We start from the raw sequence: 22832 nt of genomic DNA on the forward strand, positions 1-22832 counted from the left end.
TTTTGTCTGATCGGTTTCTCCGGATTGAAATCTTCCATGTCGGAATACTTTTTCACCGTCCGCCGATCTACCCCCATCTGCCGTGCTACTTCTGCATAGCTGCGACCTTTTGTATTCGTTTCGTATCTGATATAATTAACTTCAGCCATTGCTAACATCTCCTATACTACCTCCTGTAAAGATATGCCCAAACAGGAGTGTATGTATTTTTTCGGATGTTGGCAAGTGGCCTTTTTTATGTACATAAATTAGCTGCCGTTTCCTACATTTCTAGTGTGCCATAAACACTGCCACGGGGTTCATATTCTTTAATTCCATTTTAATATTAGTATAACCAGCTTTTTCAAGATAATTAGTAATCTCCATTCCTATTTGTTTTGCAGTATCTTCTGTTGCTCCATTCGTAAAGGGCTGTATTGTTATAGCTATTACCGCATTTTCCTTCATTAAGGCACGAATATCCATTAGAGTTTTAACCGGATCCTTCCAAAAAATAATTGAATTGATTGAAAAAACTTTATCGAAAGGCAGATTAAATGGTGGCAAGTCCTGAACATCAGTTAGTATTAATTCAACTTTTCCTTTTTTAATCCCATCCTTATTTCTTTTTCGAGCCTGTTGTAACATTTTTTCTGAGTAGTCGATCCCTACAATTTTCCCATCTTGAATAATTTTGGAAGTAAACTCGATTCCAATCCCTGGTCCGAAACCAATCTCTAACACTGTATCATCTTTTTGGATATTTAATAGCCTAATGGTCCATTCGTTCTTTTCCGTACCCACATTGGCCATTAACTTTCCAGCAATACTTCCTAATAATCCTTCTGGTTTCCGAAATTGTAGACGAAATTTTTTCACAATATTCACTATATTTTTTGTCCCTTCATTTCTTTTGTATGAAGCCTATTCCAATCGCCCCTTCAAATGCAGAAGGGATTATTGAACCTAACGTAAATATCTTACTTTTTCAATCACCTAATTTAGCTATATAGTCTACTAAAAAGTGAAGAACAATAAGAGGTATTATGGAATCCATGCCAATAAAATTAATACAGAATATAATTGCTAAGATAGTAGTTCTTATAAATCCTTTTACAAACCCTTGATAAGTATGAGCAAGACCAAATATTAGAGAAGAGAACAGTATAATTGCCCAAATTGAAAGGTTTGGAAATAAATATGCAAAAGCAAATAAAGCAAAACCCCTATATATCACTTCTTCCGTTATCCCTGCTGTTAATGAAACATAATTCCATCTTTTTTTCTCCTTTTCAGTAATGGGCAATAATGGTTCAATAACTGACTTTTCCAGTTCTTCCTTTTTCTTTTTTGACAACTCTTTTCCAATCTTATCACTAAATTTAAAGCCCACTATATAATACAAGGTAAACAATAAATAAAGAAAGCCTATGCCAAGGCCCAGATATGTTACCCACTTGCCCAGTGGTTCCGTGTTTATCGTTGGAATGGTAAGTCCGATTTCTTGGACAATTCTTCCACAACATCAGCTAGCTTATGACTTTCCATCCATTCTTTTTGCACATGCTCCGTCGGCAGACCATTAATGAGACTGAATAATAGATTGCTATTTAATTCCCCTTCTTCTTTCAGTAAACGGATCACTCGCTTAATCATATTCATTGATTTTTCTATTTGGTCATTTTCTTCTAAGGACTAATGTTTCATTCAAATCAAGGGTAAAACTAGATTTTTCCAGTAAATCTGTAATTTTATCCAAGCTATACCCAAGAAATTTTAAACTAAGGATTTTTTGTAAGGTTAGAATGTCATTATATTTGTAAATTCGATGTCCTGATATAGGATTTTTCCCTGGTACTAATAGACCAATCTCATCATAGTAACGTAAATTGCGAATGGATATTCCTGTCCTTTCCGAAAATTCTCCAATGGAAAACCCCTTACGATTATTCATTAAAATTCCTCCCTACAAAGGTATACATTCAATATAAAACCTCCAGCAACTGGAGGTTCAAGTGGTATTTAAACAAACTACAGTACATGTAATAAAAATTTAAAATCTCCATTTTTATTTCTTTTGAAAAGCTATATTTTCCATTAAAAATCTCCCCAGTAGGCAAACAGATTTTATTTTTTCATCTGTCACCTATTGGGGAGCATATCAGGGGTAAAACGGTGCAACTTTTTTATAAACGGTTAAACTTTATTTCAAATCCACAACAACAACACATGAGCCCGCTTTTTTACTCCACCGTCACACTCTTCGCCAAATTCCTTGGTTTATCAACATCACATCCGCGATGCAATGCAGCATAGTAGGCAATCAACTGCAACGGAATAACTGAAATGAGTGGTGTGAGCAGTTCATGGACTGCCGGCAATACGAACCGGTCTCCCTCTGTTTCCAGGCCTTTCATCGAAATGATGCAAGTACTGGCGCCACGGGTAGCTACCTCTTTTACATTTGCTCGGATACTTCCATTGACACCTGCCTGTGTAGCAAGGGCAATCACTGGAGTTTGCTTCTCAATCAAGGCAATGGTTCCATGCTTCAGTTCTCCTCCAGCGAATCCTTCCGCCTGGATGTAGGAGATTTCTTTCAGCTTCAACGCACCTTCCAAGCCTACGGAATGGTCGATGGAACGGCCGATGAAGAAGCAGTTGATAGCTGCAGGCAAGTATTCAGCGGCAATCTGCTCGAATTCTTCTTTTGCATCACATAATGTTTCCATTGCGTTGGCGATAATGCCCAGCTCTTTTACCAGATTAATGTTTACAGAGGCCCCCTTCGAAGTGCCTGTTACGAATGCTAATATAGCTAACACCGCTATTTGGGCAGTGTATGCTTTTGTAGAAGCGACGGCAATTTCAGGACCTGCATGTAGAAGCAAAGTAAAGTCCGCTTCTCTTGAAAGCGTGGAGCCGGCTACATTCGTAATCGTTAATGCTTTGTAACCCATTTCTTTCACTTTTATCAATACGGCTCTGCTGTCCGCTGTTTCTCCGCTTTGTGAAATGAAAATGAAGAGTGGTTTTGCTGAGAGCAATGGCATATTATACCCGAATTCGCTGGCGAGGTGCACTTCTACCGGAATTCCTGCCACTTTTTCAATCAGCTGCTTTCCAACCAATCCCGCATGATAGCTTGTGCCGCACGCCACAATATAAAGTCGGTCAGAATCAAGCATTGCTTTTGTTATTTCATCCTCTATCTTCAAATTTCCGTTCCTATCCTGATATGCTTGGATGATTTTTCTCATGACAAGAGGCTGCTCATCAATTTCTTTCAACATGAAATGAGGATACGTTCCTTTTTCGATCTCGGTCATATCCAGTTCCGCTTTGTAAGGTTCCCTGAGCTTCACTTCACCTTGCAAATTATAAATATCCGCCCGGTCTTTTTTTACAATGACGATTTCTTTATCCATCAACTCAATGAATCGATCTGTGACTTGAATCATTGCCATGGCATCACTTGCCACAACATGAAAGTCTTCTCCGACCCCTATCAACAGTGGGCTCTTATTTTTTGCTGCAAAAATGGTGTCAGGCGTTTCCGTATCCAGCATCGCGATCGCATAGGAACCGTTCAGTAAACGAAGGGTTTTTGTGAAAGCTTCTTCCGTCTCCATGTCTTTCGCAAACTTCTCCACAAGCTGAACGATCACTTCTGTGTCTGTATCGCTTTTGAATTCCACATTTTGTAAAAATTCCGCCCTAAGCTCGGCTTCGTTTTCAATGACTCCGTTATGAACTAACGTAAAACGTCCTGAAAAACTCTGATGCGGATGAGCATTAATTTTGCTTGGTACCCCGTGGGTAGCCCAGCGCGTTTGGCCGATTCCTGTCCTTGCAGCAACTTTTGCATCCACGACCGCACGCAGATCGGCAATCCTTCCTTTTTCTTTAAATATATGAATGCCGTCCAGATTTTCAAGCGCAATTCCAGCTGAATCGTATCCGCGATATTCAAGCTTTTCCAGGCCCTTCAACAATATTTCCTTCGCATCATTTAACCCTATATAACCCGTAATTCCGCACATCTTTTTTCCTCCTGTAAAAGGAGAGCAAGCAGCACGAGGGCACACTTGCCCTCTATTTCTATATTCATTTTTCTCGGTACATTTCCTTTCCTTTGTCCATCGAGTCGCCTCGCATGATTTACGAAAGAAAATTCGACTGTGTACCGCAGCCGGGAGGTATCCGCCGAACGTTCGATAAACCTCCTCCTCGTCAACTGGCGATCTGTTGTCTCATGTACATCCACCAGTTCTGGCGCTTTACAAAATAATTTTCTATTATGCTCCTTTCTATTCAGACTTAAAATTGAAACATGAATATCATACTATATTCCTTTTTTTACGGTCAATGGTAAAATCAATATAATCATGAACTAGTTTTATAATCTTTACATTTATTTTTATGCTATTATGCTGCTCATTGCTATTAGAGGGGGATGTGTATGAACAAAAAAGCGTTTTGGATGGCTTCTATTACCATTATTGTCTGGTCATCTGGTTTTGCTGGTGTTCGAGCAAGTCTGTTAGGCGGATATACCGCTGCTCATCTTGTTCTACTTAGATTTTTGATCGCTTCCGGCGTATTTCTCCTTTACGCTATGTGGCCTGGAATACATATGCGGCTTCCTCATAAAAAGGATATAGCAAGGATTATTTTGCTCGGCTTCATGGGTATTAGCGTTTACCATATCGGGCTAACATTCGGCGTACAAACTGTTTCCGCCGGGACTGCCAGCATGATTATAGGATCTGCCCCTGTATTTACTTCCATTATTGCCGTGATTGTCTTAAAAGAGAGAATGGACTTATTTGGATGGATCGGCCTGGGCATCGGCTTTATTGGTATTGTATTGATAACAATCGGTTCATCAGGAGCATCCTTTACCATTACAAAAGGAACCATATACATATTAATCGCTACGATCGGGACTTCGATCTTTTTCGTTTTTCAAAAACCTTTACTGGAACGATATAATCCCATCGATCTGACAGCTTATTTTACATGGGCCGGTACCTTGCCTATGCTTATATTTCTTCCGGGATTATGGGATAACATTCAGGCAGCATCATTGGAAGCCCATATTTCTGCATTATATGTCGGCATTTTTCCGGCAGCTATTGCTTACGCCACTTGGGCCATTGCGCTGTCTGCCGGGAATACCACGACTCTTTCAAGCATGCTGTACCTTGAGCCAGCTCTTGCTATTGTTATAGCCTGGTTCTGGTTAAACGAATGGCCGAACACACTATCTCTTATCGGTGGTGCGATTGCCATCTCCAGTGTGTTTGTCGTCAATTTTGTCGGCAAAAAGAGGTACATCAAAAAACACAATCTTGATGGATGAAAATAAACTGAGGGGTCAGACCCTCTTTAGTATAGTAAAGAGGGTCTGACCCCTATACGCTAATCTCCAAAGCAACGGGGCAATGGTCGCTGCCCATTACATCACATTGAATATGCGCATCTACCAATTGGCCTTTAAACCTTTCGGAAACAAGAAAATAATCGATCCGCCAGCCAATATTTCTTTCCCTGACTTTATTCATGTATGACCACCAGGTGTATGCCCCTTCTCTGTCCGGGTAAAAATGGCGGTAAGAATCAATAAACCCATGTTCCAGCAAGGTGGAAAATTTCCCTCGCTCCTCATCTGTAAACCCCGAGTTGCCCCTATTTGACTTGTAATTTTTCAAATCGATGTCTTGATGGGCCACATTAAGGTCTCCGCATAATATAATAGGTTTTTTTCGGTCCAATTCTTTCAAATATAAGAGCATTCGGTCTTCCCATTCCAGCCGATAACTCAAACGCGCCAAATCTCTTTGGGCGTTTGGTGTATAAACATTGATCAAATAGAACTGTTCAAATTCCAATGTAATGATACGGCCTTCTTCTTCACGCTCGGACTCCCCAACGCCATATGTCACGGACAATGGTTCGTGTTTTGTAAAAACAGCCGTCCCTGAATAGCCTTTTTTCACTGCATAGTTCCAATATTGATGATATCCCTGCAAGTCCAGATCTATTTGACCTTCTTGAAGCTTTGTCTCCTGTATGCAAAAAATATCAGCATCGATTTGGTTAAAGTAATCTAAGAAACCTTTGCGTACGCAAGCTCTAAGTCCATTCACATTCCACGATACAATTTTCATCCGATGACTTTCTCCCTTTGTCTATTATCCTCTCACCTATTGTGCCATTCTTTTTACTGGCAAACAAGCGGATGAATCAGGGAAGGCCGGGATTCCGACAAATTCCCGGCCTTTATCTTATTGAGCTTTTTCGATTGAATATTTTTTCATACTTTCGACAACCTCGGTGTATTTCTCTTTCGATTTCACAGGAATCCCCTGCATCAACTTCATATGCTGGCTGCTTTCCAGCTTCTTCACATCAATTTGAAAAAATGACTGGATGACATCCGATTCTTCGGGCTTGCCGTTAAAAAGAGACAATGTTCCGTCATCCGTAATACCAAAATAGCCGTTCATTTTTAACAAAGGTGAAATGTCATCGATCTTCTTTTCGAATATAAGGCGGTCTTCATCCATGTCGACAAGCTGCCACGTCTCATACTTTGCCCAAAAGTCTTCCAGGGCAAATATCAATTCTTTTACAACCTCTTCGCTTTCCTCACCATCCAAGTAAACCCTTTTTAAATGGACAGTCAGTTCCAGGGGCTGTTCAGTTACAACAGTGGCATCATCTGATGTCTGTTTTGCTTGTACTTGTGCGGGTTCTTGTTCAACCGTGCCGACAATTAAGCCGATTAAAAGAGTGAATGCTAATACGGCCCTCATTTCAGATCACCTCTACAGCCTATAAAATTCTATACATAATTTTAGTGTGACCTTTCTTTTACATGATTATCCATTAAAAAAAGCTACTCCAAAAGAATTCACATCTTTTGGAGTAGCTTTTTTTAATTATGGTATACGTCCTGAACATCATCATCGTCTTCGAGCATGTCGATGAGTTTTTCCAGTTTATCCTGCTGTTCTTCATTCAAGTCGGCTTCCGTCTGTGGTACCATTGTGACCTCAGCTGAAGCAAATTCAAACCCTTCCTTTTCAAGGCTTTCTTTTACAGCCATGAAATTTTCCGGTTCGGTATATATTTCAAAAACATCTTCGCTTGTTTCCATATCCTCTGCACCTGCTTCAATGGCTTGTAGCAGAAGTTCATCTTCGTCAACATCCAGTTCGTTTCTTTCAATCACAAGGTACCCTTTCCGATCGAACATATAGGAAACACAACCGGATTCTCCAAGGTTTCCTCCGTTTTTAGTAAAAGCATGTCGGACGTTGGAAGCAGTCCGGTTTTTATTGTCGGTCAAGCACGTTACCATGACTGCTGCACCGCCAGGACCGTACCCTTCATATATAATTTCTTCGTAATGTTCCGCGTCCTGATTGCCGGCCGCTTTATCAATAGCCCTTTTAATGTTGTCGTTAGGCATGTTTGCCGACTTAGATTTTTCAATTACAAGACGAAGCGCAGGGTTCGTGTCCGGATCTCCTCCGCCGCTTTTTGCAGCAACATATATTTCTTTGGCAAGTTTCTGGAATACTTTTCCCCTTTTTGCATCTTGGGCATTTTTCCTGTTTTGAATATTTTTCCACTTGGAATGTCCAGCCATTTGAAATCCTCCCTCTAACAAACCTTTCTATCATATCATATATTGAAAAGGCGTGGCATAGCAAATGAGAAAATTTCCAAGTATTTTATTTCATCACATCTTCAATTTGATTGATGATCCACTTAGAAAATCCCATCCTTTTTTCAAACTGCCGGAATGTTATATCCTTTAGGTGATTCCAATGTTTTTTTTGCCTCTTTTTATCATAATGAATGAAGTAATTCCATTCTCTAAAAATATCAGCCGGGTATAAAAGTGCAGCAAGGAATGGAGTGTCCTTTCTATATTGGCTGATAGCTTCTCCTTCAGAAAACAGCCGAATTGGCGACCAGCCGACTTCAGGTAATATGCGGTTGCAGTATTGGAGGATATCAATCTGCTTAGGACCGATGCTCGCGAGATCAAAATCAATCATATAAAGGCTGCCGTCGACTTTTCGTATAAAATTGTGGTGGGCCAGATCACCATGCAATACACAGTGCGGTTCCACGGAGAAATAGCTTTCGTGAGCCTGCATTATCTGAAGGGCACCCTCACCTAACAAAGTGTATTTTTCCAAATAGGGATACATAGATAGTCCTTTGATAAAATCAAAATTTTTTTTAAAGCTTTCCAGTCTTTTTTCCCATTTCTCCAACAGATTGAATGTAGCCAATTTATCCTTTAACTTTGGTATACATTTTAAGGAAATTGAATGATACCGACATAAAAGGTCAAGAGCATCTTTACGGTTCCCGGCGCTATTATAATAGAAAGGCTTTTTACTGGAAGGTTCAATATACTGTACAATCCCAAGAAATCTGCCTTCGAAATAACACGGCCCGGTCTCATGAACACGGTGAAATTGATAGGTGTTGTTAAATCCGTACTCGGATAAAAGTTTCGTCAATAAGATTTGGTGTTTCAGCTTGACAGGGTTGGGAAATTCTTTGATGATCCAGGATTCTTTTGCGGATGTGGCAATCCAGACTCCTTTTTTAATATCGGAAACTTTTTCGAAGTCAATTCCAGTTCTTCTTTTGACATAAAGAAGGAGACGGGAGTTAAATCCGTCTCTCTTTGGATTAAATATTTTAGTCATCTTCTTCTTCGTCAACCCTTGGCATCATCGGGTAAGGGGCACCTGCTCCCGGCATACCCTGTTCGTAAAGAGGCTGCTGGCCATATGGCATCGTTCCGGATGGCATTCCCATTTGCTGGCCTTGCGGGAAGCCCTGCATCATAGGATATCCTCCATATGGCTGAGACCACCCCTGCATCGGCATGGCTGAATATGGCGGCGGATCATCCATTTCCCCAGCCAAATGGGAATGATGATGTCCATGGTGATGATGCCCGTGGTGATGGTGCCCATGATGATGGTGGTGGTGATACTCCAATGATGAGCTGGACGATTCATCTCCCCAGTGCTGAGGCATTACTCCATACTCTGCAGCCGGCATGACTGCTGGCATTTGGTGATACATAGGCATCTGAGGCATATATCCGCCCATAGACATTTGTGGATAGCCCATCATCCCCTGTACCTGCGGCATCATCGGGTAAGGGTAGCATGGGTCGCAAAATGGCATGACTGGCGGCGGACAACAAAATTGTGGATACACGGGTGGACAACCTCCTTGAATAGGCATTGGCATGGGCATTGGCATCATTTCTACTTCAGGGCTTTCTTCTTTTACTGACTCTACTTCCTTCGGTGGCGGTGGTTGCTGTTGCACTTGGGCTTGCATTTGATTCATATTCATCATGTAATAGTTGCTGATATCGATCTCTGGGAGTGGCTGCGGCATCACTGGCTGGTATATTTTTTGCGGTACCTCTTTTTTAGGAACTTCTTTCTTCACTTCCTTTGGAACTTTCTTAGGGGGATGGTGGTGCTCTTTTGGCATTTCTTTATGACCTCCGTGCGGCACATGGGGCATTTCTTTTTTTACATGTGTCCCACCTGCCGGTACTTTTATTTTCATACCGGGCATAATCATATCCGGGTTTGACAATTGTGCGTTCATTTTCTTCAACTCTTCGAAGTCAACGCCATATTTTTTGGCGATTTTCCACAGAGTATCCCCCTTTTGCACGATATGGATCTTCACTCGTTTCCCCTCCTCAGGCATAAGTCCATACAGTGTATGATTAATTGGGCAAATTGTTATTCATCTTCTCAAAAATACATATGAAAGTGGAAGTTTATTTATGCAGGGGATCAAATGTGCTAAGATTTATATAATGAATTTGAACGGAGGAAGGGTACGTGAGTAAAGAAAAAGAAAAAAAGTTGCTCGGGGAAGAAAGAAGGCAATGGCTCCTTGACTATTTAAAAAGTAGCTCCGATCCGGTTACCGGCACGGCCTTGGCAAAGATGTCCAATGTGAGTCGACAGGTGATCGTGGGAGACATCACTTTATTGAAGGCACGCAATGAACCCATTATTGCCACTAGCCAGGGATATTTATATATGCGACTCGAAAACCAACCACTCGTGGAAAAAATCATTGCCTGCAGACATAATCGGAGCCAGGCGGAACAAGAGCTGAATATAATCGTTGATCATGGAGTAACTGTTAAGGATGTAACTGTTGAACATCCTGTGTATGGAGATTTGACTGCATCGATTATGGTTTCAAACAGAAAGGATGTCCAGGCTTTTTTGAAAAGTATCCGGAAAACGAATGCATCCCTTCTGTCCGAATTGACATCAGGATTGCATTTGCATACTTTGACTGCAATTGATAAGCAGTTGATATTGAATGCGGAGAAAGATCTTAAAGCAGCCGGTATTCTTGTAGAGGAAGACTAAAAAAGCGGGACTGTCTCACAAATGAGGCATCCCGCTTTTTAATTCTAAAGATGTTTATTGAGCTGCATGCACGCTTTTCAATATAATCGACGAACAGGACATTTGGGGTATCCACTACCATTCGTCTGGGATGATCCTGCGGCAAAACTTATCACCTAGTCGGGAAGCTGCCTAAAATGCGACTCTGAGAATTTTTGCTAAAATTTGTTATCGCCAGCAACTCTATTACAAGATGAAGCATTTCACCTCACTTGTGTCGGCAACGTCCCTTTATATCTCCGGAGTCAATCGTGTCTATCTATGATGACAGATCCCCATCTTGAATAGCTACTAATAATTGAAATAGCGATTCACCACTAATTTCAGAATCGCCTTTGCTCCAAGTTAATGAAAATGTTCCCGCATTTCTGTCCAGTCCCTCTATTAACGGCTCTTCCGCTTTGCTCAGTACCCCCCAGAACTTAGGACATCTACTTTGGCAACAAATTCCAACCTGCGGAATGTCGCAAGCAGTTCATCCATATCGACATTCATTTCAGTAACGTCCAGTGACAAGGTGACATTTGCCCGACCTTGCAATGGAATGGTCTGGTGGATCGTCAATACGTTACATTTAGAAGTTGCTACGATTTCAAGCAGCTTGGAGAGCGCTCCCGGCTTGTCTTCAAGGAAAAAAAACAGCGAAATTATTTTTTCTTTTACAACCGTATGAAATGGAAAAACCGTATCTCTATATTTATAAAAAGCACTTCGACTCAAGTCCACCTGCTGAACCGCGTCCCAAATGGATTCTGCCGAACCTCTTTCAAGCAATGCCTTTGCCTCCAATGTTTTTTTCATTGCTTCCGGCAGTACGTCTTCCCTTACCAAAAAAAACTTTTGGTCAAATTCTCTTTTCTCCAAGGTATATCCCTCCAAGCAAAGAAGACCTAATCAAGAAACTCGAATTCATAGTCAAGTAATCGGACTGTATCACCGTCTTTTGCCCCTCTTTGTCGAAGAGCATTGTCCACTCCCAGCGATCTGAGCTGACGTGCAAATCGACGTACGGACTCTTCCCGAGAAAAATCTGTCATTTTAAACAAACGTTCAACTCTCGCCCCGCTGACTACAAAGCTTCCATCTGGTGCACGTGTGATTGTAAATGGAACTTCTGTCTCTTCATGCTTGTAAACCACACGGTTTACCGCTTTTTCTATATCAATCTCATCATAAAGCGGGAATTCCGGAGTCACTTCAAGCTTATCAGCAATGGCAAACAACAGTTGACGCAATCCCTGTCTAGTCAATGCAGAGATAGGGAAAATGGGATAGTCCTCTTGAAGCTTTGCCTGGAATTCCTCCAGATTGCCTTCTGCTTCCGGCATGTCCATTTTATTCGCGACAATGATTTGAGGTCTTTCCATCAGGCGAAGATTGTATTTCTCCAGTTCTTCATTGATTGTTATAAAATCTTCATAAGGGTCTCGCCCTTCAGCCGCCGACATGTCAATTACGTGTACGATGACCCTTGTCCTTTCTACATGGCGAAGGAATTGATGGCCAAGACCAATACCTTCGTGCGCACCTTCAATAAGCCCCGGCAAATCGGCCATGACAAAACTTCTGTCATCATCCGTCTGTACAACACCAAGATTCGGCTTGATTGTTGTAAAATGATAATCCGCAATTTTGGGTTTAGCCGCAGAGACGACAGAAAGAAGAGTAGATTTTCCAACATTTGGAAATCCAACAAGCCCCACATCCGCCAGTAGCTTCAGCTCTAAGATAACATCCCTCTCTTGACCCGGTTCACCATTTTCTGCTATCTCCGGTGCCGGATTTGCAGGTGTGGCAAAGCGGATATTTCCTCTGCCACCTCGTCCGCCTTTCGCAATTACAGCTTTCTGGCCATTTTGAACCAAATCGGCGATGACTTCTCCGGTCTGTTCATCTGTTACCACCGTTCCCGGTGGAACCTTGATGATGAGATCATCAGCCCCTCTTCCATGCTGACTTTTGGACATGCCGTTTTCACCACGCTGTGCCTTGAAATGCCGCTGGTAACGGAAATCCATAAGAGTGCGCAAGCCTTCATCCACCATAAAGATGACACTGGCGCCTTTTCCGCCGTCTCCACCAGCAGGACCACCCATAGGCTCATATTTTTCACGCCTGAACGCCACCATGCCGTTTCCGCCATCTCCGCCTTTGACATATACCTTTACTTGATCTACAAACATATCTGACACTCCAATCTGCCAACTAACCGTTCACTTGATAAAATAACGCTTCAATCAGCCAATCGTTTTCTCCCACTTGATCAAACGAGATCTGATCAGGATATTTATCATTGCTTTGCAGCCAATTTTTCAGTTCCGTTTCATTTTCTATTATACCGTTGAACTCAAAAAGAAACCGTATTGTTTCTTCTGTGGATTCAATTTTTACAAATAAGCAATTTTCGTAAAAGGGTAAAACCGCCTTATTCAGATGTTCAAAAAAGTTACTAGTCCATTCTGTGAGCAAATCATCATTCAGAGGTAATTTTTTAGGCAATGTGACAAGTTCATACTCAACAATGAAATGGTATCCGTTCCAATTATGTGTCAATAATATTTCGGCAAATCGGGGAAGTTCGATATTGGACAGCATGGCCTCCTGCTGCATTTCCATTACAATTTCATCCATAATCCGTTCCGCTTGCTCCGTTTTCCCCAACGAAATATTTCCTTTTATGAGCTGTAGTCTATTTAACCAGTCATGACGCGCATATTTTAACGTTTCAAGAATCGTCCAGTTTTTACTCATCCCTTTTCTCCTCAGTTAGACTTATTAACTATATATTATAACAAAATTACAACAACTGTATGGAATAGGGTGCTGCTTTTATGTATTCTGAACAAAAAAGCTCCAACCGGAGTTACGGTTAGAGCTTTATGTTTATTATGCTTCTTGAGCTTCTGGGTAGACACTCACTTTTTTCTTGCTGCGGCCGAATCGTTCAAAACGGACAACGCCATCAACTTTTGCAAAAAGAGTATCATCTTTACCGATGCCCACGTTTTCACCAGGATGAACCTTTGTTCCGCGTTGACGGTAAAGGATGGAACCGCCGGATACAAATTGACCATCCGCACGTTTCGCACCTAAACGCTTCGCTTCGGAATCCCTGCCGTTTTTAGTGGAACCTGCTCCTTTTTTGGATGCGAAAAATTGAAGATCCAATCTTAACATGTTGATTCACCCCCTGTTTGTAAAAGTAATGTTGATATAATCTTTGTAATCACGTTCAATGGTTTGCAAAGATATTACCATCCCTTCAAGGAGGACCTGAATCCGTTCAGATGTATCCGCCGGCAAATCTTCCGGGACAGAACAGGAAAGAAAGCCGCTTTCCTGTTGTTCAATGTCTGGTGTGATTCCTGTCAGGCTGATGACTGCATTGATTGTTCCAAAAGTAACGGCAGAGGCCCCAGCACACACGATGTCCTGGCCTTTTTCCGCGAATTCTGCGTGACCGCTCATTGTAAATGATGCGATTTTCCCCTTATCATCTTGGCAAATCTTAACAAAAATCATGACTTCATCCCATTAAGCGTTAATTTTTTCGATAACAAGCTTTGTGAAAGGCTGACGATGCCCTTGCTTTCTGCGATAGTTCTTTTTAGCCTTATATTTGAAAACAACGATTTTCTTTTGACGTCCTTGTTTTTCAACTTTGGCTGTCACAGTAGCTCCCTCAACGAAAGGACTTCCCACTTTGACATTATCGCCGCCAACGAAAAGAACTTTATCAAATGTGAATGTATCACCTTCAGCCGCATCCACTTTTTCCACGTAGATAGCTTGGCCTTCTTCAACTTTGACTTGTTTTCCGCCAGTTTCAATGATTGCGTACATATGCCGCACCTCCTTATTAACTAAGACTCGCCGAAAGCAGGTGTCTATCAGAAGACAGAACTTGAAAACCTGGTCCGTGCGGTTGTAGCACAGGTGCTACAAACTAACATTGAAATTTTATCACAAGGACTATTGTCTGTCAATGAATGATTTCAAATGCCTTTATCACTTTAACGTGTCGGGGGTCAGCCCCCTTTTAAGACCCCATTTTAATCTTAATCGCTTGACACGATTTCTTTCAAACGGGCGTTCACCAGTTTTTTTGTAAAGTATATATGAAGCATTTCATTTTCGTCCAAAGAGCGTCCACTGTCCACCTGAATTAAATGCTTACAGTCACGCTGGAACTTTTCCATCGCCTGATATATAAAATCAGTCCCTCTCGCTTCAATGACTTCAAGCCTCTTTATACCCGATTGTTTACCATAATATCTTTCAAGCAAAAATCTCATGAAGGTGTACCTGACCTGTTTCCATTCTAGCCAGAGACTCAAATATAAATATAGCACAACAATCCATATGTGCAGATTGAACGGTGCGGCAATGATCAAAATAAGGTGCATGATCGTTAACATAATGACCGAGTTGATAAGCGTTTTTTTCATCGCATGTAAAAAAGGATTCCTTACCGATAAAATGAGATAAAGGAATTTGCCCCCATCAAGGGGCCAAACAGGCAAAAGATTAAACAAAAAAATCATCAAGTTGAATTTATGGAACAGAAGTGCAGACTCCATTGTAATCAATCCGGCAGTTTCCAAAAGCACTGCACCGGCCGCAAGCCAAATGTGTTGAAGCGGCCCTGCTGCTACAATGATCAGTTCTTCAAAAACCGGACGATTTCCGTGTTCATCAACTTCACATGCACCTCCGAATGGAAGAATCAAAATCCTTTTGATTCTCCAGGAGAAAAAGTGTGCAGCTGCTGCATGTCCCAGCTCGTGTATGAAAACAATCATGAATAAGATAGAGAGTTCCCAAAAATAGCCTGTCAAAATGGCAATTCCGGCTACAAACCAAAAAAGAGGATGGATCCTGACTTTTCCCAGAAGCCTCCCATATTTAATCAAGATTCATCACCTGGATCGGATCGACAAATTCATCCTCTTTTTTAATCGCAAAATAATATTCTCCGTAATTCTGATCTTCATTAGAGGATACTCTTCCGATGATTTGTCCTCCCTTGACATGCTCGTGAGGCTTTACAGCCGCTTGGTCCATCTTTCCATACCATGATTCAGTGTGATCACTATGCTGGATGATGACCGTTTGGCCGATATCTTCTTTTTTACCTGAAAAAATAACTACTCCATCCGCTGCCGCCTTCACTTCAGCTGCACTTTCGGTCTGAAACATGACCCCTCTCCCATCTTGTGAGAAGCCTTCTGAGATTTTCGCTCCAACAGGCAAGGCATAATCTCCCTCTTGGCCAAGCTGAATGTTTTGCTCCTTCTTGTCATTAGGAAAAAGGACGAGCGGTTTGCCGAATTGATTCTCATACCAGTTTGCAACTGCAGCGAATTGAAACTCTTTTCCCATTGCTTTTTTGACAGTGGACCGAGCATGATCAAATGCAGGAGAAGGTGATTGAAATAGAATTCCAACAACCAGAATGAGGGCAATAGACGATAGCAGCTTTAACATGAAAATTTCTTTCCGCCATAGAGGGTGTATGGTTGTTTTCGGTTCATAAATACTCCGGTCATTATCTGAAAAAGAATCAGGAACATCATACATGAATTGATTAGGATTTTCCATGTTCCGGCCGCTTTCCCGCCTTCTTTTGGCAATACGCTTTCTTATTTTGTTGACCCGATGGCTCATCATCCACCATCTCCCTTGATTTAAGTTTCTACTAACCTATGACTTGTCCTTGATGAATATGACGCAGAAAAGTGGACGGAATCGGGTTACAGATGGCTCTTTTGATTCTGTTGTACAATGACACCTGCTATGACTGTATGGGGGGTATAAGGCAAAAAAAAGAAGCTATGCCAGTTGCATGGCAAAAGCTCCCTCTTTTATAGGTTATATATGTAGTAGAAATCGGCTGGTTTCGGCATCAAGCGACCTATAAAGTTTGAAGTTATCAACTCGAACAAGAACTTCTTTTTTGTACGAGTAAAATTTTTCCAAACATAACAAACGTTAACGTTTGTTATGAACGTACACCAAAAAATTGCTTTATCCGTGCAAACATACCCGCTCTTTCCTCTTCCAAAGATTGAAGGGGCACAGATTCACCAAGAATCCTTCTCGCTATGTTTCTATATGCTATAGATGCTTTACTGTTTGGGTTAAGAGCAATCGGTTCTCCTTGGTTGGAAGACTTTATGACTTCTTCATCATCCTGAACAATGCCCAATAGATCGATAGATAGATGCTGGGTGATTTCATCAACATCCAACACTTCTCCTTCTTTCATCATCCTGCTTCTGATTCTGTTAATGATCAATTTCGGCGGATCGATGTTTTCTTCCTTTTCAAGAAGGCCGATAATCCTATCGGCATCCCTTACGGCGGAGATCTCGGGTGTAGTCACGACAATCGCCTGCTCAGCACCCGCCACCGCATTTTTAAACCCTTGCTCAATGCCTGCCGGGCAATCAATTAATACATAATCGTAATCTTTTTTTAAATCGGAAACAAGATTTTTCATCTGCTCCGGGCTCACAGCTGTTTTATCGCTTGTTTGTGCTGCCGGAAGGAGAAACAGTTTATCTTCAAATCTTTTATCCTTAACGATCGCTTGATGGGGTTTGCATCTTTCTTCTACTACATCAACGAGATCGTATATAATCCGATTTTCCAGGCCCAGTACTACATCCAGATTGCGGAGTCCGATATCCGTATCGACCAAGCAGACTTTTTTGCCTTGTAAGGCAAGCGCTGTACCGAGATTTGCGGAGGTGGTAGTTTTTCCGACTCCTCCCTTGCCGGAAGTAATCACGATCGCCTCACCCATAATAATGTCCCCCTTTGAATCTAGTAATATTCGGCCTTAAATGCTTGAGCACTTGGAGCCTGTCTATAATAATCTGATGGTTTTGATCAATATAGGCGCATTCCATTTGATGCTGCTCCTCCTGATCATATTGATCAGGTGCACGACTGATGCAATCAGAGATCCGAAGTTGTGCAGGAGTCATAAAGGAAGCAACAACGACAGCCTCATTCCGTCCAAAATAACCGGCGTGCGCAATCCCCTTTAACGCCCCCATGATAAAAATATTTCCTCCAGCTCTCACAGTTCCACCGGGATTAACATCCCCTACAAGCAATAAATCTCCCTCAACTTCCAATACCTGTCCTGACCTTACAATCGCAGCAACAGATGTCACCTCTTGACTTTCTATCATCTTCCGGGCATTTTCTTTTGTGATGACATCACTTTCAATTTCTTCGACGATCAGGTTTTTCTTCTGGCGGATAAGTTCTTTTAACTCTTCCTCCTGCTCAGTCGTCAAATAGCGATTACCTGTCTGGACCCTGACCGAAATCAGCTGATCTTCCTCTGAACCTTGAAATTCAGAGAGTTTTTCCTCCAGCTCTGATAAAATCTCATCATAGGAGCAACGATCATTCAATTGGAGCGAAAGGCCGCTTTTTGTGCCTTTAATCATCACGTTTTGTATTTTCATGTCAAGCGGGCACCATCATAGATCGCAGAGGAATGCCCTATTTCTCCTTTCAAAGACAAACATCACTTTAACAAAGCAAAAAGAAGATCCATTTTCTCTATTTTCGACAAACAGCAGCAAATCCCCTCTTTTGCTAAATATTTTACCTGCCTGAGTTATTCAGAGAGAAGCTCTTTCTGTCTGTTTTGCAGCCACCTCGAAAGTGGGAAGAAAATGAGCAAATAGAAAATAAGGTTCAAAATCAAAGTCGGTATCAGTCTGTTATATAAAAATTGAGTTGTTGTTATTTTGACATCGAATAAAAGTATATTCAGGGCGTATATGAGTGTCTCTGCCAAGGCAACGATGATCAGGATGGCCAATCCAGACGTCAGTATATTGATTTGAAATACTTTCATCATTTTGGAAGCTGCATAAACAGCGATAGGAAATATAAATAAATAGGCTCCTATCACTCCTGTAAAATATATATCGAATAACAGCCCGAAGATTGCAGCATAAATCAAGGTTACATTTCGAAAATAGTAGATCCCCATCATGATCAGGACAACTAGCAGAAAACGGGGAACCACAATTTTGCCATCTAAAAAAGAAATGGCCGGAAAAAACTCCACGAATAAGCTTTCTGCATAAAAACAAATAATGGTGATAAGTGGAAGAACGTACCGTTTCATCACTCTTCACCCTTATCTTCCGCGCTCGGCATTGAACGTGCGACTACCATCAAATGCTCGAAATCATAGAAATCAGCAGACGGCTTTACATAAGCTGTCTGTGTTAAACCAAACTGATCAAGGGTAAGTTCTTCGACCTTACCAATATCAAGCCCTTTTGGGAAGATCCCTCCCAAGCCCGATGTAACAACGTTTTGGCCAGGCTTTAACGTCTTCTGATCAATTGGCAAATCTTTCATAAGGAGCATTTTCTTTTCCTTATCATAGCCGTCAATTAATCCGTAAACTGATTTTTTCCCTTGAATTTCCGCTGCAACGCGGTATCTCGCATTATCGGAACTTAGCAACTCAATTGTAGATGTCATTTCTGAGGTACTGACAACTTTCCCTATTAAACCTTTTGCTGTGATAACAGCCATATCAGGTTTAATACCGCTCTTTTTCCCTTTATCTATAATGACTTGCTCATACCAGCGGTCAGGCGTTCTGCCGATGACTGTCGCCTGGATGGGTGTGAATTCTCTTAAATCCTCTTTTTTATCTAAAGTTTCCCTAAGCTCATGATTATCTTTCTTTAAATCCGCTATTTCCTTTTCAAGCTTTGCAAGTCCCTCAAGGCGGGCCTTTAGTTTTTTGTTCTCAGTATATGTATTTTGCAAACCATCAATATTCTCGAAGAATGCAGCAAATTTATGCGCGGGTTTTGCTACAAGCGATTGACCGAAACCCACAATGTCCTTTACAAACTGTTCTGGGCGGGAAATATTTTCTCTGTCCCTTAGAGAAAAACCAATCAGTGAAACGAGAATAATGATTCCGATCAGCAAGATGATGAGACGCTTGTTAAGAAAGAAATTCGGCATCATATCCACCTCTAACTTCTAATAGCCTGTCTGTTTCTAGTGAAAAACCAGGCGGTAAAATGCATGGAAAAACAGAGAACCGCTAAGTGAGCGGCCTCTTGCTTTTTAAAATTGGGGTCTACGCCCGGTCTTTGAACAGATTGATATTGTCAAGCGCTTTTCCTGTACCGATTGCAACGCAATCAAGCGGTTCTTCAGCAATAAGTACAGGCATTTTGGTCTCATCACTGATTACATTATCCAGGTTTCGAAGCAATGCGCCTCCGCCTGTCAAAACGATCCCTCTGTCCATAATATCCGCCGCAAGTTCCGGTGGAGTGTTCTCAAGCGTATTTTTCACTGCGTCAATAATTGAATAAACAGTGTCATGCAAAGCACCGGAAATTTCTTCAGCCGTAATTTCGATCGTCTTTGGAAGTCCCGTTAACAAATCGCGTCCCCGAATTTCCATATTTTCGATTTCATCGGTATCACCGGCTGAGCCGATCTCCACTTTGATGGTTTCTGCTGTTCTTTCTCCGATAAGCAGATTGTAGGTTTTGCGGATGTAGTTGACGATGGATTCGTCAAAGTTATCCCCTGCAATTCGAATAGAGTTGCTTGCGACGATTCCTCCAAGAGAAATTACAGCCACTTCTGTCGTTCCGCCTCCAATATCCACAACCATGCTGCCTGTCGGTTCCCAGACCGGAAGGTTCGCCCCGATGGCCGCAGCAAACGGCTCTTCGATAGGGTATGCGTCTCGTGCTCCAGCCTCTCTTGTAGCATCCAGCACCGCCCTTTGCTCAACAGCAGTGATTCCAGAAGGTACACATACCATAACGTAAGGTTTTCCACTAAATGAGCCTTTTGCTTTGGCAGCTTGTCTAATGAAATATTTCATCATTGTAGCAGTTGTTTCATAATCCGCGATGACCCCGTCCCTCATTGGGCGCATGGCTACAATATTACCGGGTGTACGCCCGATCATATTTTTGGCGTCATTTCCGACTGCAACTATTTTCTTTGTTTCCGTATTGATGGCCACAACAGATGGTTCACGTAAAACAATCCCTTTTCCTTTTACAAAAACAAGGGTATTGGCTGTACCAAGGTCAATTCCTAAATCTTTCGTACCGAATCCAAACATGATATGTATCTCCCTTTCTAACCCCATTGCATTTCTATTTTTAACGCTTTAAAAGAAATAAGCTTGGTAATATCCATATTTAATCGACAAAAATCACAAGACTTATTATATCTTATCGCTTGTAAAAATCATAGTGTCACATGAATCCTTTTTCTTTCATTCCGACATATTATATTTTGGCCGTTGATCAAGTGATCGAGGATTCTATCCCGATGTTTTTTCCACTTTCGGCAAGTCTCTTTATCACTCTAATATCTTCTCTGGATGGTGATGGATCACCGGATGGATTGTAAAGCAAATGATGAATGTGGCAGATTTGCGAAAAGCTTCCTTGAATATTTCTCGTGGATGAATAATCGAAACGTATCCGATAAAAACGGTTTGTCAATGGAGAACTTGTTTCTTGGTGTTAAGATAGAGGCATGTATAGATCACATAAACACACATAGAAAGCATTGATCCTATAACTAGTATAGGCTATATGGGAGTAAAAATTAATAGGTATATGAAAAATAACTTCATTCATCATAAAATTTATGTAAACACATTTTCTGAATTAGAATGTCCAACATAAATTCAATGGATGTTTGGTTCGAGATTTTTTCAATGTTTAAGATAGGTCAGATTTTATTCTTTTGATATGGCTAGATGTTCTTTTCATTACATAAGAATAATCCCCAACTTTAAAAAGATGGGGATAGAACTGTGTTTCTCCTTTAAATGCACACATCTTGATAGCGATAACATAATTGGAAGGTGGAACTATTTGCTACCTATTAAAGGACATGTATCTCCCTTTCTACCCCATTGAGTTTCTAGTTCTGGAATTATTGTTAATTCAACGTACCAACAAAAATGACAAGAGTGATCATTTTACTTTAAAACAGGTAGTGTCACATTAATCCTTTTTCTTTCATGCTGACATATTTATTATCGCCGATGATCAAGTGATCGAGGATTTCTATCCCCATGATTTTTCCGCATTCGGCAAGTCTCTTTGTTACTTCTATATCTTCTCTAGATGGTGATGGATCACCTGATGGATGATTGTGAAAGCAAATGATGGATGCAGCAGACCTTCGAAAGGCTTCCTTGAATACTTCTCGCGGATGAACAATGGAAGCGTTCAGGCTTCCGATGAAAATGGTCTGTCGGTGGAGGACTTGGTTCTTGGTGTTCAGATAGAGGCATACGAAGTGTTCCTGTGTTAAAAATCTCATATCATTCATGACATAATTTGCTCCGTCTTCAGGACTTCGGATGATATAGCGGTCATCATATGAAAGATTGCTGATCCTTCTTCCGAGCTCAACAGCAGCGGCAATTTGAACGGCTTTTGCCTTTCCAATCCCTTTTAAACTCATGATTTCTTCCAAAGCCGCTTCCTTCAGCCATGACAACCCGTCAAACTGCGTCAGCAGCCTGTTGGCCAATTGAATGGCTGATTCATCCCTCGTCCCTGTCCTTAGCAGTATGGCAAGAAGCTCGTGGTTGGAAAGACTGACAGCTCCATGACTAATCAGCCTTTCCCTTGGCCGTTCCTCAGTCGGAAAATCCCTTATCATTAATGTATCTGTTTTGCCCATTGCTTCCTCCTTTTCAAATATTATTGTTTGAAAATGGAAAGCCCATGGCTTTCAATACCCGGTATAGACGCCCGACAGGAAGTCCAACAACAGAATAGTAGTCGCCTTTTATTGATTTTACTAGAAGGCTGCCTCGGCTTTGGATTCCATAGCTTCCCGCTTTATCAAACGGTTCACCACTGTCCAAATACCACTCAATCTCCTCATTGGATAATTCCCAGAACGTTACATCGGTCTTTTCATAAAAAGACCTGTAAGACTTTCCATAAATGATGGAAACCCCCGTAAATACCGAGTGGGTACAGCCAGATAAACTCGTAAGCATTTGTCTGGCGGATTCTTTGTCAGCCGGCTTTCCAAGCACTTTTCCTTTATGGAACACAACTGTATCAGATCCGATAATATACGAGTCCGGAAAATGATCTGCAGCTTTTTTGGCCTTTCTGTGAGCCAATGTGGAAACTATTTCACTTGGCTTTAGATTCTTGTCGACAGATTCATCTGTATTTGGTGAATAGATGGCAAAAGAAATGGATAATCTTTCCAGAAGTTCTTTTCGTCGGGGTGATGAAGAAGCTAAAACGAGGTTGGGCATGTAAACTAATCCTGCCTTTCTAATCG

The 22832-nt window shown here is 41.4% G+C and carries 24 protein-coding genes, 3 pseudogenes and 1 other annotated feature; of the genes and pseudogenes, 2 read left to right on the top strand and 25 right to left on the bottom strand.

All coding sequences use genetic code 11. From position 1 onward, the window contains the following. Positions 1 to 270 precede the first annotated feature (270 nt). The 4 genes and pseudogenes from C509_RS0117595 to glmS all read right to left on the bottom strand — a co-directional run bounded on the left by C509_RS0117595 (position 271) and on the right by glmS (position 4022). Entirely contained in the window at positions 271 to 858 is a 588-nt protein-coding gene (locus C509_RS0117595; RefSeq protein ID WP_245542501.1) for a class I SAM-dependent methyltransferase, read from the bottom strand. 109 nt (positions 859 to 967) lie between these two features. After that, positions 968 to 1384, bottom strand: coding sequence for a CPBP family intramembrane glutamic endopeptidase (locus C509_RS24195; RefSeq protein ID WP_245542502.1), 417 nt, complete (start codon positions 1382 to 1384; stop codon positions 968 to 970). An 89-nt stretch (positions 1385 to 1473) separates the two neighbouring features. Further along, positions 1474 to 1933 (bottom strand): annotated as a pseudogene (locus C509_RS25705) (MerR family transcriptional regulator); the annotation flags it as partial. A 289-nt stretch (positions 1934 to 2222) separates the two neighbouring features. Continuing rightward, positions 2223 to 4022 carry a glutamine--fructose-6-phosphate transaminase (isomerizing) gene (glmS, locus tag C509_RS0117610; RefSeq protein ID WP_018708252.1) on the bottom strand — a complete coding sequence of 600 codons (1800 nt, stop codon included), beginning with the start codon at positions 4020 to 4022 and terminating at the stop codon, positions 2223 to 2225. Positions 4023 to 4441: 419 nt separating this feature from the next. Between glmS and C509_RS0117615 the strand changes: the two genes are divergently transcribed. Next, a complete protein-coding gene (locus C509_RS0117615) occupies positions 4442 to 5344 on the top strand; it encodes a DMT family transporter (RefSeq protein WP_018708253.1) in 903 nt (300 codons plus the stop codon). Between the two features lie 52 nt (positions 5345 to 5396). Here C509_RS0117615 and C509_RS0117620 read toward each other — a convergent pair whose 3' ends face one another. From C509_RS0117620 to safA, 5 genes and pseudogenes are all read right to left on the bottom strand, one after another. Next, complete coding sequence (locus C509_RS0117620) at positions 5397 to 6152, bottom strand: exodeoxyribonuclease III (RefSeq protein ID WP_018708254.1); 756 nt, start codon at positions 6150 to 6152, stop codon at positions 5397 to 5399. A gap of 117 nt (positions 6153 to 6269) precedes the next feature. Continuing rightward, on the bottom strand, positions 6270 to 6800 hold the full coding sequence (locus C509_RS0117625) for a BofC C-terminal domain-containing protein (protein WP_018708255.1): 531 nt from the start codon (positions 6798 to 6800) through the stop codon (positions 6270 to 6272). A gap of 122 nt (positions 6801 to 6922) precedes the next feature. Further along, positions 6923 to 7639 (bottom strand): YebC/PmpR family DNA-binding transcriptional regulator, encoded by a 717-nt coding sequence (locus C509_RS0117630; RefSeq protein ID WP_018708256.1) that lies wholly within the window; start codon positions 7637 to 7639, stop codon positions 6923 to 6925. A gap of 85 nt (positions 7640 to 7724) precedes the next feature. Then, complete coding sequence (locus C509_RS25195) at positions 7725 to 8720, bottom strand: phosphotransferase (RefSeq protein WP_018708257.1); 996 nt, start codon at positions 8718 to 8720, stop codon at positions 7725 to 7727. Positions 8721 to 9581: 861 nt separating this feature from the next. Further along, positions 9582 to 9732 (bottom strand): annotated as a pseudogene (safA, locus tag C509_RS27545) (SafA/ExsA family spore coat assembly protein); the annotation flags it as partial. A gap of 158 nt (positions 9733 to 9890) precedes the next feature. On the opposite strand from safA, the gene C509_RS0117645 reads away from it, so the two are divergent. After that, positions 9891 to 10436, top strand: a complete 546-nt coding sequence (locus C509_RS0117645) for a transcription repressor NadR (protein ID WP_018708259.1) — start codon at positions 9891 to 9893, stop codon at positions 10434 to 10436. Positions 10437 to 10880: 444 nt separating this feature from the next. Here the strand turns inward: C509_RS0117645 and C509_RS0117650 are convergent, their stop codons facing one another. From C509_RS0117650 to C509_RS0117720, 16 genes and pseudogenes are all read right to left on the bottom strand, one after another. Then, positions 10881 to 11339, bottom strand: a complete 459-nt coding sequence (locus C509_RS0117650) for an ACT domain-containing protein (RefSeq protein WP_018708260.1) — start codon at positions 11337 to 11339, stop codon at positions 10881 to 10883. 26 nt (positions 11340 to 11365) lie between these two features. Further along, the gene (gene obgE, locus C509_RS0117655; protein WP_018708261.1) at positions 11366 to 12658 is read right to left on the bottom strand and encodes a GTPase ObgE; all 1293 of its coding nucleotides are present in this window, start codon (positions 12656 to 12658) and stop codon (positions 11366 to 11368) included. 22 nt (positions 12659 to 12680) lie between these two features. Then, positions 12681 to 13226, bottom strand: a complete 546-nt coding sequence (locus C509_RS0117660; RefSeq protein WP_018708262.1) for a Spo0B C-terminal domain-containing protein — start codon at positions 13224 to 13226, stop codon at positions 12681 to 12683. 135 nt (positions 13227 to 13361) lie between these two features. Then, a complete protein-coding gene (rpmA, locus tag C509_RS0117665) occupies positions 13362 to 13652 on the bottom strand; it encodes a 50S ribosomal protein L27 (RefSeq protein WP_018708263.1) in 291 nt (96 codons plus the stop codon). 6 nt (positions 13653 to 13658) lie between these two features. After that, complete coding sequence (locus C509_RS0117670; RefSeq protein ID WP_018708264.1) at positions 13659 to 13997, bottom strand: ribosomal-processing cysteine protease Prp; 339 nt, start codon at positions 13995 to 13997, stop codon at positions 13659 to 13661. A 12-nt stretch (positions 13998 to 14009) separates the two neighbouring features. Continuing rightward, positions 14010 to 14318 (bottom strand): 50S ribosomal protein L21, encoded by a 309-nt coding sequence (gene rplU, locus C509_RS0117675; protein ID WP_018708265.1) that lies wholly within the window; start codon positions 14316 to 14318, stop codon positions 14010 to 14012. Positions 14319 to 14331: 13 nt separating this feature from the next. Next, positions 14332 to 14412 (bottom strand) — a sequence feature (ribosomal protein L21 leader region). 121 nt (positions 14413 to 14533) lie between these two features. After that, entirely contained in the window at positions 14534 to 15388 is an 855-nt protein-coding gene (locus tag C509_RS0117680; protein WP_018708266.1) for a M50 family metallopeptidase, read from the bottom strand. Next, positions 15381 to 16142: a M23 family metallopeptidase gene (locus C509_RS0117685; RefSeq protein WP_169509250.1), complete on the bottom strand. Its 762-nt coding sequence runs from the start codon at positions 16140 to 16142 to the stop codon at positions 15381 to 15383. Before C509_RS0117685 ends, C509_RS0117680 begins: the two co-directional genes overlap by 8 nt. 334 nt (positions 16143 to 16476) lie before the next feature. Beyond that, positions 16477 to 17283, bottom strand: coding sequence for a septum site-determining protein MinD (gene minD, locus C509_RS0117690; protein ID WP_018708268.1), 807 nt, complete (start codon positions 17281 to 17283; stop codon positions 16477 to 16479). Then, positions 17276 to 17959: a septum site-determining protein MinC gene (gene minC / locus C509_RS0117695; protein ID WP_018708269.1), complete on the bottom strand. Its 684-nt coding sequence runs from the start codon at positions 17957 to 17959 to the stop codon at positions 17276 to 17278. The genes minD and minC overlap by 8 nt, the downstream gene beginning before the upstream one ends. Positions 17960 to 18114: 155 nt before the next feature. Continuing rightward, entirely contained in the window at positions 18115 to 18633 is a 519-nt protein-coding gene (gene mreD, locus C509_RS0117700; RefSeq protein WP_018708270.1) for a rod shape-determining protein MreD, read from the bottom strand. Further along, positions 18633 to 19496 carry a rod shape-determining protein MreC gene (gene mreC / locus C509_RS0117705; protein WP_018708271.1) on the bottom strand — a complete coding sequence of 288 codons (864 nt, stop codon included), beginning with the start codon at positions 19494 to 19496 and terminating at the stop codon, positions 18633 to 18635. The genes mreD and mreC overlap by 1 nt, the downstream gene beginning before the upstream one ends. A gap of 118 nt (positions 19497 to 19614) precedes the next feature. After that, positions 19615 to 20625, bottom strand: coding sequence for a rod shape-determining protein (locus C509_RS0117710; RefSeq protein ID WP_018708272.1), 1011 nt, complete (start codon positions 20623 to 20625; stop codon positions 19615 to 19617). 187 nt (positions 20626 to 20812) lie between these two features. Next, positions 20813 to 20997: pseudogene (locus tag C509_RS27550) on the bottom strand (JAB domain-containing protein). A gap of 521 nt (positions 20998 to 21518) precedes the next feature. Beyond that, positions 21519 to 22211: a RadC family protein gene (radC, locus tag C509_RS0117715; protein WP_018708273.1), complete on the bottom strand. Its 693-nt coding sequence runs from the start codon at positions 22209 to 22211 to the stop codon at positions 21519 to 21521. A 13-nt stretch (positions 22212 to 22224) separates the two neighbouring features. Then, positions 22225 to 22806, bottom strand: a complete 582-nt coding sequence (locus tag C509_RS0117720; RefSeq protein ID WP_018708274.1) for a Maf family protein — start codon at positions 22804 to 22806, stop codon at positions 22225 to 22227. Between the last annotated feature and the right edge of the window lie 26 nt (positions 22807 to 22832).

Origin of the sequence: Siminovitchia fordii DSM 16014 = CIP 108821, from assembly GCF_000374565.1 — a bacterium.
In the GTDB taxonomy this organism is placed as follows: Bacteria; Bacillota; Bacilli; order Bacillales; family Bacillaceae_C; genus Siminovitchia; species Siminovitchia fordii.